At 72.6% G+C, this 12,558-nt stretch carries 12 protein-coding genes; 8 read left to right on the plus strand and 4 right to left on the minus strand.

From position 1 onward, the window contains the following. Positions 1 to 53 precede the first annotated feature (53 nt). The 5 genes from BKI49_RS33195 to BKI49_RS33215 are packed head-to-tail and all read left to right on the plus strand — an operon-like array spanning position 54 to position 4,300. On the plus strand, positions 54 to 1,409 hold the full coding sequence (locus tag BKI49_RS33195) for an L-fuconate dehydratase (RefSeq protein WP_095938007.1): 1,356 nt from the start codon (positions 54 to 56) through the stop codon (positions 1,407 to 1,409). Continuing rightward, positions 1,406 to 2,170 (plus strand): SDR family NAD(P)-dependent oxidoreductase, encoded by a 765-nt coding sequence (locus BKI49_RS33200; RefSeq protein WP_095938008.1) that lies wholly within the window; start codon positions 1,406 to 1,408, stop codon positions 2,168 to 2,170. The genes BKI49_RS33195 and BKI49_RS33200 overlap by 4 nt, the downstream gene beginning before the upstream one ends. Continuing rightward, positions 2,167 to 3,153 carry an aldo/keto reductase gene (locus BKI49_RS33205; protein ID WP_095938009.1) on the plus strand — a complete coding sequence of 329 codons (987 nt, stop codon included), beginning with the start codon at positions 2,167 to 2,169 and terminating at the stop codon, positions 3,151 to 3,153. Before BKI49_RS33200 ends, BKI49_RS33205 begins: the two co-directional genes overlap by 4 nt. Then, positions 3,150 to 3,464 (plus strand): L-rhamnose mutarotase, encoded by a 315-nt coding sequence (locus BKI49_RS33210; RefSeq protein WP_095938010.1) that lies wholly within the window; start codon positions 3,150 to 3,152, stop codon positions 3,462 to 3,464. The genes BKI49_RS33205 and BKI49_RS33210 overlap by 4 nt, the downstream gene beginning before the upstream one ends. Then, positions 3,461 to 4,300 (plus strand): amidohydrolase family protein, encoded by an 840-nt coding sequence (locus tag BKI49_RS33215; RefSeq protein WP_095938011.1) that lies wholly within the window; start codon positions 3,461 to 3,463, stop codon positions 4,298 to 4,300. The genes BKI49_RS33210 and BKI49_RS33215 overlap by 4 nt, the downstream gene beginning before the upstream one ends. Positions 4,301 to 4,369: 69 nt before the next feature. Here BKI49_RS33215 and BKI49_RS33220 read toward each other — a convergent pair whose 3' ends face one another. Continuing rightward, the gene (locus BKI49_RS33220; protein ID WP_095938012.1) at positions 4,370 to 5,803 is read right to left on the minus strand and encodes a lipase maturation factor family protein; all 1,434 of its coding nucleotides are present in this window, start codon (positions 5,801 to 5,803) and stop codon (positions 4,370 to 4,372) included. Between the two features lie 116 nt (positions 5,804 to 5,919). Between BKI49_RS33220 and BKI49_RS33225 the strand changes: the two genes are divergently transcribed. The 3 genes from BKI49_RS33225 (at position 5,920) to BKI49_RS33235 (ending at position 10,385) form a co-directional block, all read left to right on the plus strand. Next, positions 5,920 to 7,260, plus strand: coding sequence for a DUF6777 domain-containing protein (locus BKI49_RS33225; RefSeq protein WP_095938141.1), 1,341 nt, complete (start codon positions 5,920 to 5,922; stop codon positions 7,258 to 7,260). A gap of 79 nt (positions 7,261 to 7,339) precedes the next feature. Further along, on the plus strand, positions 7,340 to 9,415 hold the full coding sequence (locus tag BKI49_RS33230; RefSeq protein WP_095938013.1) for a SpoIIE family protein phosphatase: 2,076 nt from the start codon (positions 7,340 to 7,342) through the stop codon (positions 9,413 to 9,415). Between the two features lie 109 nt (positions 9,416 to 9,524). After that, positions 9,525 to 10,385, plus strand: coding sequence for an Fpg/Nei family DNA glycosylase (locus BKI49_RS33235; protein WP_095938014.1), 861 nt, complete (start codon positions 9,525 to 9,527; stop codon positions 10,383 to 10,385). 52 nt (positions 10,386 to 10,437) lie between these two features. Here the strand turns inward: BKI49_RS33235 and BKI49_RS33240 are convergent, their stop codons facing one another. The 3 genes from BKI49_RS33240 to BKI49_RS33250 form a co-directional block, all read right to left on the minus strand. Beyond that, complete coding sequence (locus tag BKI49_RS33240; protein ID WP_095938015.1) at positions 10,438 to 11,088, minus strand: zf-HC2 domain-containing protein; 651 nt, start codon at positions 11,086 to 11,088, stop codon at positions 10,438 to 10,440. Between the two features lie 209 nt (positions 11,089 to 11,297). Next, positions 11,298 to 11,813: a hypothetical protein gene (locus BKI49_RS33245; RefSeq protein WP_028798764.1), complete on the minus strand. Its 516-nt coding sequence runs from the start codon at positions 11,811 to 11,813 to the stop codon at positions 11,298 to 11,300. 136 nt (positions 11,814 to 11,949) lie between these two features. After that, positions 11,950 to 12,498: a sigma-70 family RNA polymerase sigma factor gene (locus tag BKI49_RS33250; protein WP_095938016.1), complete on the minus strand. Its 549-nt coding sequence runs from the start codon at positions 12,496 to 12,498 to the stop codon at positions 11,950 to 11,952. Between the last annotated feature and the right edge of the window lie 60 nt (positions 12,499 to 12,558).

Consider the following 12,558-nt stretch of genomic DNA (forward strand, 5'->3'; position numbering starts at 1 on the left):
TCGACTCCGTACGGGCCCTCCGTACGCCCCCGTCCCGGACCGAAAGGCCTCCTGTGTCCCCAACTGCCGCCCGTATCAACGCGGTCGACACCTACGACATCCGTTTCCCCACCTCGCGTGAGCTCGACGGCTCCGACGCGATGAACCCGGACCCCGACTACTCGGCGGCCTACGTCGTACTGCGCACCGACGACGCCGGCCTTCCCGAGGGGCACGGATTCACCTTCACCATCGGGCGGGGCAACGACGTCCAGGTCGCCGCGATCGACGCGCTGCGCGGACATGTGATCGGCCGGTCCGTCGACGAGCTGTGCGCGGACCCGGGATCGCTCGGCCGGGACCTGATCGGAGACAGCCAGCTGCGCTGGCTGGGACCCGAGAAGGGCGTGATGCACATGGCGATCGGCGCCGTCCTCAACGCCGTCTGGGACCTCGCCGCCAAACGCGCCCGCAAGCCGCTGTGGCGGCTGCTCGCCGACGCCGACCCCGAATGGCTGGTCGGCCAGGTGGACTTCCGCTACATCACCGACGCGCTCACCCCGCAGGAGGCACTGGACCTGCTGCGCCGCGGGAAGGAGGGGGCCGAGCAGCGCCGGGCCGTCCTCCTGGAGCGCGGCTTCCCCGCGTACACCACCTCGCCCGGCTGGCTCGGCTACGACGACGAGAAGCTCACCCGGCTCGCGGCCGAGGCCGTCACGGCCGGGTTCCGCCAGATCAAACTCAAGGTGGGCGCGGACCTCGACGACGACCTGCGCCGCTGCCGGGTCGCCCGGTCCGTGGTCGGCCCCGGCATCAGGATCGCCATCGACGCCAATCAGCGGTGGAACGTCGACGAGGCGATCGCCTGGACCAACGCGCTCGGCGAGTTCCAGCCCTACTGGATCGAGGAGCCGACCAGCCCGGACGACGTTCTCGGGCACGCGGCCGTCCGCAAGGCCGTGACACCCGTGAAGGTCGCCACCGGCGAACACGTCCAGAACCGCATCGTGTTCAAGCAGCTCCTCCAGGCCGGCGCCATCGACGTCCTCCAGATCGACGCGGCCCGCGTCGGCGGGGTCAACGAGAACCTGGCCATCCTGCTGCTCGCCGCCAAGTTCGGCGTGCCGGTGTGCCCGCACGCCGGCGGGGTCGGACTGTGCGAACTGGTCCAGCACCTCTCGATGTTCGACTTCGTGGCGCTGTCCGGCACCACCGACGACCGGGTGATCGAGTACGTCGACCACCTCCACGACCACTTCGTCGACCCCGTGGTGATCCGCGACGGCCACTACACGGCACCGTCGTCACCCGGCTTCTCGGCCACCATGCGGCCCGAGTCCATCGCGGAATTCACCTACCCCGGCGGTACCTTCTGGGCAGCCGACCTCGCGCAGCAGTCACGGACCGACCGGAAGGGGGCGGCCGCATGACGGACGCACAGGACTTCGACGGGCTCAAGGCGCTGGTGACCGGCGGTGCGTCCGGCATCGGGCGGGCCACCGCGGACCTGCTCGCCGCCCGCGGCGCCCGGGTCGCCGTGCTCGACCTGGACCCGTCATCGGTCGAGGGGCCGCTGCTCGGCCACCGCGCCGACGTCACCGACGACGCCTCCGTCCGCGCCGCCGTGGCCGCTGCCGCCCAAGCCCTCGGCGGCCTCGACGTCCTCGTCAACAACGCGGGCATCGGCGCCCAGGGCACGGTCGAGGACAACGACGACGCCGAGTGGCACCGCGTCCTCGACGTCAACGTCCTCGGCATCGTGCGCACCACCCGCGCCGCGCTGCCCCTGCTCCGGCGGTCCGCGCACGCGGCCGTCGTGAACACCTGCTCCATCGCCGCCACCGCGGGCCTGCCCCGGCGCGCCCTGTACTCCGCCACCAAGGGCGCCGTCCTCTCCCTCACCCTCGCCATGGCCGCCGACCACGTCCGTGAAGGCATCCGGGTCAACTGCGTGAACCCCGGCACCGTGGACACGCCCTGGGTCGGCCGGCTGCTGGACGCCGCCGCGGACCCGGCCGCCGAACGCGCCGCGCTGGAGGCCCGCCAGCCCACCGGCCGACTCGTGACGGCCTCCGAAGTCGCCGGCGCCATCGCCTACTTGGCGAGCCCCCTGTCCGGTGCCACCACCGGCACCGCGCTCGCCGTCGACGGGGGCATGCAGGGCCTGCGACTGCGGCCGGTGGGTCAGTGAGCGCGCTGGGAGGCAGCGGGGTCGAGATCGGTGCGCTGTCCTTCGGCGGGGCGGCCATCGGCGGCCTCTACACCGAGGTCGCCGAGGAGCAGGCGTACCAGGCCGTCGACGCCGCCTGGGAGTACGGCATCCGCTCCTTCGACACCGCGCCGCACTACGGCATCGGCCTCTCCGAACGGCGCCTGGGCGCGGCCCTGCGCGACCGGCCGCGCGCCGCGTACACCCTGTCCACCAAGGTGGGCCGCGTCCTGGAGCCGACCGACGAGGGCGGCGACGACCTCGCCCACGGCTTCGCCGTCCCCGCCACCCACCGCCGCGTCTGGGACTTCAGCGCCGACGGAGTACGGCGGAGCCTGGACGCCAGCCTCGAACGCCTCGGACTCGACCGGGTCGACGTCGTCTACCTGCACGATCCCGACGACCACGCCGAGCAGGCCTTCCGCGAGGGCTATCCCGCCCTGGAGGACCTGCGCGCGCAGGGCGTGGTCGGCGCGATCGGCGCGGGCATGAACCAGACCGCGATGCTCACCCGCTTCGTCCGCGACACGGACGTCGACGTGGTGCTGTGCGCGGGCCGCTACACCCTCCTCGAACACGGCGCCCTCGCCGACCTGTTGCCCGCGGCCGAACAGCGCGGCACCTCCGTCGTCGTCGGCGGCGTCTTCAACTCCGGTCTGCTGGCCGACCCGCGTCCGGGAGCGACCTACGACTACTCCGCGGCACCCGCGGAGGTCCTGGAGCGCGCCCTGCGGCTCAAGTCCGTCGCCGAACGGCACGGCACCACGCTGCGGGCCGCCGCCCTGACGTTCCCGGCCGCCCATCCGGCGGTCGCGAGCGTCCTGGTCGGCTGCCGCTCCGCGTACGAAGTCCGCGACTGCGTCGCACAGTTCACCACGAAGGTGCCTGCCGGCTTCTGGCACGAACTGCGTGTGGAAGGCCTGCTGCCCGCGGGCGCCCCCGTACCCGTACCGGAGCCGTCATGAGAGTCGCCCTGCACACGAAGGTCCGCGCCGACCGGGTCGCCGCGTACGAGGCCGCCCACCGCGAGGTCCCCGAGGAACTGACCGCCGCGATCCGCGCCGCCGGAGCCACCTCCTGGACGATCTGGCGCAGCGGCACCGACCTGTTCCACGTCCTGGAGTGCGAGGACTACGGGCGCATGCTGGCCGAGCTGGAGAAGCTGCCGGTCAACATCGCCTGGCAGGCCCGCATGGCCGAACTCCTCGACGTCGTCCACGACTACTCCGGCGCGGGCTCCGACGCGGGACTGCCCGTGGTGTGGGAGCTGCCGTGACCGTCGACGCCCACCACCACGTGTGGGACCTGTCCGTCCGCGACCAGGACTGGATCACCGGGCCCGGACTCCAGCCACTGCGCCGGGACTTCGGGATGTCCGACCTTGAGCCCGAGGCGCGCGCCGTCGGCGTCGACCGGACCGTCCTCGTCCAGACGGTCACCGTGGCCGGGGAGACCCCGGAGTTCCTGGCCCTCGCGCGGGAGAGCGCACTGGTGGCGGGGGTCGTCGGCTGGACGGATCTGACCCGCCCCGACGTCGCCGAGGAGCTGGCCCGCCTGCGCGAGCTGCCGGGCGGCGGGTACCTGAAGGGCATCCGTCACCAGGTCCAGGGCGAGTCCGACCCGCAGTGGCTGCTGCGCCCGGACGCCCGCCGAGGACTCGCCGCCGTCGCCGCGGCGGGACTCGTCTACGACCTGGTCGTGCTCCCGCACCAGCTGCCCGCGTGCGCCGCGGCGGCCGCCGACCACCCCGGACTGACCTTCGTGCTCGACCACGCGGGCAAGCCGCCGATCGCCCAGGGCGTCCTGGAGCCCTGGGCCGCGTCCGTCCGCACGCTGGCCGCCCTGCCCAACACGGTCTGCAAGCTCTCCGGACTGGTCACCGAGGCGGACCCGGCCGACTGGACGGTCGAGGACCTGCGCCCCTACGCGGACACGGTCCTGGACGCCTTCGGCCCCGCCCGCCTGATGTTCGGCTCCGACTGGCCCGTGTGCACCCTGGCGGCGACCTACGGTCGGGTCGTCGACGCCACACGGGAGCTGCTGTCCGGCCTCGACGGCGAGGAGACCGAGGCCGTCCTCTCCGGCACCGCCACGCGCGTCTACGGCGTCTGACGCGCCCGCCGTCCACCGGGACCGGCTCCCGCGCGCGAGGGGCGGACCACCTTTGTGCTCGGAGGGCCGTCAGTACGGGACGCGGCGGCGCTCGGCGGCCGTCTCCAGGCGCGTCGGAGGCAGGAAGTCGCGCACGTACGTGCGGTGCCAGCAGGCGCCGGTCTCCCGCAGTTCGCGCCATGTCGTGTACCGGTAGCGGTAGAGACGGGCGCGGACGTAGCGGGGCGGCGCGTCGGCGGGGAACGGCGAGCGGCGCAGCAGGCGCAGGGTGTCCCGGTCGTTCTCCAGCAGCCGCTCCACCAGACCCGCGAACCAGGCGCCGGCGTACGCGGGCGACAGCGCCGCGAACCACATCAGCCAGTCCAGCCGCAGATGGTAGGGCGCGAACTGGCGCGGCCAGTGGCGGGGATCGCCCGGCTTGCCCTTGAACTCGTACTCCCGCCACCGCGAGTGCTCACGCGGCAGATCGTCCGCGGTGCCCTCGACGACCACCTCGTGACGCACCCGGCTGACACTGCCGAACGCCCCGTAGGTGTTGACCAGATGGAGCGGGTCGAAGGAGCGGTTCATGACCTGGCGCCGGGAGAGCAGATTGCGGGCCGGCCGGTAACTGAGCGCGAGCAGACCCGCGGCCACGGCGAGCACGACGACCTCGTACCAGAGCGGTGGCCCGGCGACGCGCGGGGCCGTGCCGGGGAACCGGACCGCCGACAGGGCCACCACGATGGTCGTCCAGTTCAGCCACGCGAAGTTCCCGGACAGCACCAGCCACAGCTGGGTGAGGATCATCAGCGAGGCGGCCGCGCCGGCGATCGGCTGCGGCGTGAAGAGGAGCACCGGGACGACGAGTTGGGTGAAGTGGTTGGCGGCCACCTCGATCCGGTGGAACGCCTTGGGGAGGTGGTGGAAGAACCAGCTCAGCGGGCCCGGCATCGGCTGGGTCTCGTGGTGGTAGTACAGGCACGTCAGCTTCCGCCAGCACGCGTCCCCCCGCATTTTGATCATCCCCGCGCCGAACTCCACGCGGAACAGCACCCACCGCAGCAGGAACAGCACGACGATCGGCGGAGCCACCTCGTCGTTGCCGAGGAAGACGGCGAGGAAGCCCACTTCGAGCAGCAGGGACTCCCACCCGAACGAGTACCACGTCTGGCCGACGTTGACGATCGACAGGTACAGCGCCCACGGGACGAGCCACAACAGCATCCCGCCCCACAGCGGCAGCAGCGAGTCGGCCCCCGCGATCAGTGCCACCGACACCGCGCAGCCCGTCCAGGACCAGAGCGCGAAGAAGCGGTCCGAGTAGCGCAGATGGAACACGCTCGGCGCGGCACGGAACGGCACCCGGTCCACGAAGCGCGGGACCGGCAGCATCCCGCGCTCCCCGAGCAGCGCACGGAACTGCAGCGCCGCGCCCAGGAAGGCCATCAGGTACACGACGGCCAGCGCCCGCTGGAAGACCAGCCGGCTCCACCAGTACTCGGGGGCGACGAACCACTCCACGATGAGCCCTCCTCTCCCTTCCATTGTGACGCTGGGTGACCGCTTCGGCTTGCGTGACCCGAGCGGGTGACGCAGACAATGGTGGTCGAATTGCCCGGGATGAACGGGAGAACGTGGTGCACATACCCACCAGGGCCCTCGTCACGGCCTGCACGCTCGCGGCGGCACTCCTCGTCGCCGGCTGCGGCGGCGACAGCGACCAGGCCAGCGCGTCCGGCGCCGCGTCCGGCGAGGACGTCTACCTCCAGCCCGTCGCGGCCCAGGGGCCCGACCCCTTCACCGACTCCACCGCAACCGCCGGCAGGGCGGATCCGGATGTCACCCGAACGCCGCAACCGGCGGCGAGCGGCGGCGCCTTCGACCCGCGGAGCACGCTCGTCGTACCGGGCTCCCTGCCGGGCCTGTACGGCGGCACCCGGAACACCGGGAGCTGCGACGTGGAGAAGGAGATCCGCTTCCTCGCCGCCGACCGGAGCAAGGCGCGCGCCTTCGCCGGGGTCTCGGGCATCTCCCGGTCGTCGATCCCGGGCTACCTGCGCGGGCTGACCTCGGTCGTGCTGCGCGCCGACACCCGGGTCACCAACCACGGGTTCAGCGACGGACGGGCGACCAGTTTCCAGTCCGTTCTGCAGACCGGCACCGCCGTCCTCGTCGACGACCGGGGCGTACCCCGGGTCCGCTGCGCCTGCGGCAACCCGATCGGCACGCCGGCCGCGCGCGGGAGCGGGTCGGGCATCCGCGGCACGCCCTGGTCGGGATATCGGCAGTCCCAGATCGTCGAGGTCGCCCCGGCGCCCACGGTGATCACCGACCTCACGATCGTCGACGTCGACGACCACCAGTGGATCGAGCGCCCGACGGGGCACGACGGCCATCGCCACGACCACGTCGTACCGGCGCCGGACGGTTCGGCCGCGACGGAGCGCCCCGACCGGTCGTCGCCCGGTCCGCACGACTCGGCCCCAGGGGCCGACCCGAACGGGCGGGGCACCGGTCCGGACTGTGGCACGCCGACCGCGGCCGCCCCCGTGCCGTCGCGGCCGACGGGCACCGTCCCGGGCCGGCCCCCAGGGACGGCTCCCCCCGGCTCGGACAGCGGTTCCGATCTGGCCGCGGCGGACGCCGCCAGGTCCGGTCCCACACGGTCCGGCACCCCGACGGGCACCCCCTCGGCCGGGGACCGGGCGGCCCCGTCGGCCGCGTGCCCCACGGCCACGGCGTCGGCGACGGAATCCGGGACCGCGCAGAGCCCGCCGGACAGGAGCACCGCACCCGGACGGTCCGCGTCCGCGGTACCGCCCGCCCCGCCGAGCGACCCGGGCACCCCGGACGAGGACATGGGCCCCGACACGGTGCCCGAGGATCCCGACGTCCCCGACGGCGGTGGGCTCGTCCCCGAGGAGTCCGCCGACACGGACACGATCTTCGACGCGGCGACGGACGTGTTCGGCAGCTGACCGTCCGCTCGGCCCGGGGAGCCCGGAAACGGGCTCCCCAGAAGTCGAACAATCGGACAAACCCTGGCAAGGTGGCCCCATGGTTCATCGGGGAGCGAGCGCCCTGTCACTCCCGGACGACTGGCCCGCCCACCCGGATCCGATCCTGGCGCTCAACCGCATGGGCAGCTTCGACTGGGACCTGGACACGGGTCTGATGCACATGGACGCCCAGGCCCACGCGGTCTTCGACATGCGCCCGGGCGAATACGACGGCAACCCTGTCACCCTGTCCGTGCGCGTGCCCGCCACCGAGTCGTACCGCCTCGACACCATGGTGTCCCAGGCCCTCAAGGACGGCAGCGAGAACTACGGCGCCTACTTCCGCATCCGCTGCCGCGACGGCTCCCTGCGCTGGACGCACACCCAGGGCTACATCCGCCGCGACGAGACCGGACGGCCACGCCGGATCATCGGCATCGTGCGCGACGCCACCGAGGAGCTGAGCGAGAGCGCGGCACGCCGTGAGCAGGCCGCCGAGGACGAGGCCCGCCGGCAGCAGACCAGCGTCGTGCAGATCACCACCGCCGCGCTCGCCCACGCCCGTACCGTCCAGGACGTCATCGACGTACTCAAGGACTCCCACGGCCTCACCCACCTCGGTGCGACGAGCCTGGTCATGGGGCTGGTGGAGGCGGGCCGCATCCGGCTGGTCGCCGAAGGGCCCGCGGGCAGCTTCGTCCCCGGCACCCTGGTCACCCGCATCGACGAGCAGTACCCGATGAGCGAGGTCGTACGGACCCTCGCCCCGCGTTTCATCGAGTCGCCCGAGGACTTCGCCGAGTCCTACCCGCTGCTGTGGCCGCACATCACCGATCTCGAGATCACGTCGGCCGCGTATCTGCCGCTCATCGCCCAGGCCCGCCCGATCGGGGCGATGGGCCTGCTCTACAACGACCGGTACGGCTTCTCGGCCGAGGACCGCAACGTCCTCGTCGCGCTCGGCAGCAGCATCGCGCAGAGCCTCCAGCGCGCCATGTTCTACGAGCAGGAGAAGGACCTCGCGCAGGGCCTCCAGCAGGCGATGCTGCCGCGCTCCATCCCCAGCGTCCCCGGCGCCGACGTCGCCGTCCGCTACCGCTCCGCCTCCCTCGGACGGGACATCGGAGGCGACTGGTACGACCTGATCCCGCTGCCCGGCGGACGCGTCGGCGCCGTCATCGGCGACGTCCAGGGCCACGACACGCACGCCGCCGCCGTCATGGGCCAGCTGCGCATCGTGCTGCGCGCCTACGCCGCCGAGGGCCACACCCCGGCCACCGTGATGGCCCGCGCCTCGGTCTTCCTGCACGAGCTCGACACCGACCGCTTCGCGACCTGCCTGTACGCCGAGGCGGACCTCTCCACGGGGGTGGTCCAGCTGGTCCGGGCCGGCCACATCGACCCGCTGGTCCGGCACACCGAGGGCACCTGCCGCAGGGTGAGCGTCGAAGGAGGCCTGCCGCTCGGCCTGTCCGCCGAGTTCGGGCGGCTGGAATACCCGGTCACCAGCATCGAGCTCGACCCCGGACACACCCTCCTGCTGTGCACCGACGGCCTCGTCGAGCAGCCCGGCACCGACCTAGACGACGGGATGCACACCCTGCGCGAGCTCATCTGCTCGGGCCCGGACGACGTCCGCGAGCTCGCCGACCGGCTGATCGACGTGGCGGAGGACCGCGGCGGCGACGACGACGTGGCGCTGCTCCTCCTGCGCCGTCGCGGCCTCACCGACCAGCGGTCGGGCGGACGGCTCCAGCAGCACGTCGTCCCCGGCGACCCCGAGGCCCTCTCCGAGGCGCGCCACATGATCCGCGCCGCGGTCCGTGCCTGGGGCGCGGGCGAGCGCGCCGACGAGATCGAGCTGGTCGCCGACGAACTGATCACCAACGCCCTCATGCACACCGAAGGCTCGGCGATCGTCACCCTGCGCGTGCTCACCGGGTCCGACCGCCGGCTGCGCGCCGAGGTGGAGGACGCGTCCAGCGCCCTGCCGCGCCGCCGGGAAGCCGGCGAGTCCGGGGTCTCCGGCCGCGGTCTCCTCCTCGTCGACCTCCTCACCGACGTGTGGGGTGTGGAGGCCCGCGGCGGCGGCAAGTGCGTGTGGTGCGAGTTCATCGTCCCTGACCGGGACTGACCGGGACCGACCCGGACCTGGCCCGCGACCCGGACCTGGACCGAGCCGGACCTGCCGCGCGTGTCCGGTGCGCCATGGGGTTGTCGGTGCCGGATGGCACTCTGGACGTATGCCGGAACTGCCCGAGGTCGAAGCGCTCAAGGACTTCCTGACCGACCATCTCGTCGGCCGCCAGGTGGTGCGGGTGCTGCCCGTCGCCATCAGTGTCCTCAAGACGTACGACCCGCCGGTCACCGCCTTCGAGGGACGCGAGGTCACGGCCGTGCACCGGTACGGCAAGTTCCTCGACATCGAGGCGGACGGCCTGCACTTCGTGACGCACCTGGCCCGCGCGGGCTGGCTGCGCTGGAAGGACACACTGCCCGACGGGCCGCCCCGTCCCGGGAAGGGCCCGCTGGCGCTGCGGGTGGCGCTGGAGACCGGCGAGGGCTTCGACCTCACCGAGGCGGGCACCCAGAAGCGCCTCGCGGTGTACGTCGTGGACGACCCGGCCACGATCCCCGGCGTGGCCCGGCTCGGTCCCGACCCGCTCGCCGACGACTTCGACGCGGCCCGCCTCGCGGCACTGCTGTCGGGGGAGCGGCGTCGTCTCAAGGGGGCGCTGCGCGACCAGAGCGTGATCGCGGGCGTGGGGAACGCCTACAGCGACGAGATCCTGCACGCCGCGAAGATGTCGCCCTTCAAGCTCGCCTCCTCGCTGACACCCGAGGAGACGGGACGGCTGTACGAGGCGCTGCGCTCCACCCTCACCGAGGCCGTCGAGCGGTCGCACGGGCTGGCCGCCGGGCGCCTCAAGGCGGAGAAGAAGAGCGGGCTGCGGGTGCACGGCAGAGCGGGCGAGGCCTGCCCGGTGTGCGGAGACACCATCCGGGAGGTGTCCTTCAGCGACTCCTCGCTCCAGTACTGCCCGACCTGCCAGACCGGCGGCAAGCCGCTGGCGGACCGCCGGATGTCGCGGCTGCTCAAGTAGCGACGTCCACCGGGGGCTTTCGTCGGGGGCTCCCGGTGAGCGCGCGGCGTGGTCATCGGGGCTTGAGGGTCACCAGGTGTTTGCCGTCGGTCGTGCGCACCTCGAACTGGCGGATGTCCTCGGGCCGCATCGCTGCGCCGCCCTGCATGCTGGTGGTCCTGCCGTCGTTCGGGGGCTCCATCCAGCTGGTCACCGTCTGCTCGGAGCCGTCCATGCCGACGACGACCAGCTGACAGGCGCGCGGCCCGCCGCTGTCCTTGACCTGGACATCGACCTCGCTGCCCCACACCCGGTCCTGGGTCGTGACCTGGGCCCACACCCCGGTCCGCGTGTCCGTCGCGGAGATCTGGTCCGAACGCGGCTCGTGCGAGGTGACGATCGCGATCGCGGGACCGCCCACCGCGAGCACCACGGAGGCCGCCACGGCGTACAGCCAGCGCCTGCGCCCGGTGCGGTTGCGGGCCGCCACCTCGCCGAGCAGCCGGTCGAGCAGCCGGGGCCCGGGGGCGGCGAAGGGATGCACGGAGCGCGGAGTGGCTCGTCGGTACAGCATCAACTGCCGTGTGGCGGGGCGGAACTCACTCACCTGCGCCGAGCACTGGGGGCACTCCATGAGGTGATCCTCGAAACGGAAAGCCTCCGCCTCGTCCAGCACGCCGAGCGCGTAGGCGCCGACGTCGCGATGCCGTTCCAGGGACCTCATACCGAATACCGAATCCTCGTGGCCATGGTGCGGGGTGGGGGTGGTGTTGCTGTTGCCCACCGATACGCACCGGGCCGGCGAATCATTCAAGACTCGTCCGGAATCGCGGACAAGACATTCGGAGCGGGGGGCCCCGCGGATTGGTGCGAGCCGAGAAAACTTTGCCCGCGGGTGCGACAGCGCCGCCTCGGTGGTGTGCCGACGCCGTCTCAGAAGAGGTGGATCGCCAGATGCCCGAGCGGCAGCCCCAGCCGCCAGGCCGGCGTCCACACCTTCGGGCCGTCGTCCTCGCCGGGCACGGAACCGCCCCCCGGCACCGCGTCCAGGTCGGGCGCGAGCAGCTCGGTCTCCTCCAGCCAGCGCCAGGCCGCGGCCGCGAGTTCCAGGTCCGGGGCGGGAGCGCCGGACGCGGTCGCCTCGGCGGTCCGCCGCGCCATGTGCTCACGCACCCAGTCCTGCCACGGCTGGTCGTACGCCGTCAGCGAGAGCCAGGTGTCGAGCTGGGTGACGACCCGGATGCCGGAGAGTTCGTCCCCGCTGTCGGCGAGGTAGATGGTCAGCGCCAGGGCGTCGCGCCCGGCGCGGAACTCGAAGGACGTGGGCGGCATCAGGTCGCCGGTCCGCAGCAGCTCGTCGGCGATGTACTCGGCGTACAACCAGGCCATGGGGACGGTGAGTTCGCCACCGCCTGTGCCGTCCGTGCTCTCTTGACCTCTGTGCAGCATCCCTTCCTGCCTTCCTCCGGTACGTGCGCGTCGCCCGAACCCGGGCCCCCAGTCCGGAACACGGATGAGGCAAGCTGATTGCTCAACCATGGTCCTCAGCAAGGCGCTTTACGGAGGTTTGACTCAGCCCACGGTTTCACCGCAGGTCGGCCGCGTATCCCGGAAGGACTCGGCGCAGGGCGCGCAGCGCGTAGTACGCGCGGGACTTCACGGTACCGGGCGGAATCCCCAGCGCTGCGGCGGCCTCCGCCACACTCGCCCCCTGGAAGTACACCAGCACCAGGACTTCACGGTGCTCGGGAGTGAGTGTCTTCACAGCTTCCCGCACGTCGAGCATCGCCGCGGACCGTTCGGCGTGATCGGCGCAGACGCGCGCGCTCTCCAGCACCGCGTCGCCGACCTCGGCGGGGCGCGCCTGACGGGCCCGCCGCGCGTCTATCGCGAGCCGCCGTCCGACGGTGAGCAGCCAGGGGCGTACGGAGTCGAAGTCGTCGGCGCGCAGCGCCTCGGGGTGCTGCCAGGCGCGCACGAGTGTCTCCTGCAGCAGATCCTCGGCGCGCTGCCGGTCGCCGTCGGAGAGGCGGAGCAGCAGGGCGAAGAGGGGCCGGCCGTGCTCGCGCTGAAGCGCGGCCAGCTCGTGCTCGGCGGTCGTCCCGTGCGTGATGGTGGTGGTTCCGGCCGTCATGGCCCGTATGCCAGCGCGATGCGCGCCGCTCGGACAGGCCGGGCGCACGGTTGTGCGGTG

The organism is Streptomyces sp. Tue6028 (genome assembly GCF_002300165.1).
Classification (GTDB): Bacteria; Actinomycetota; Actinomycetes; order Streptomycetales; family Streptomycetaceae; genus Streptomyces; species Streptomyces siamensis.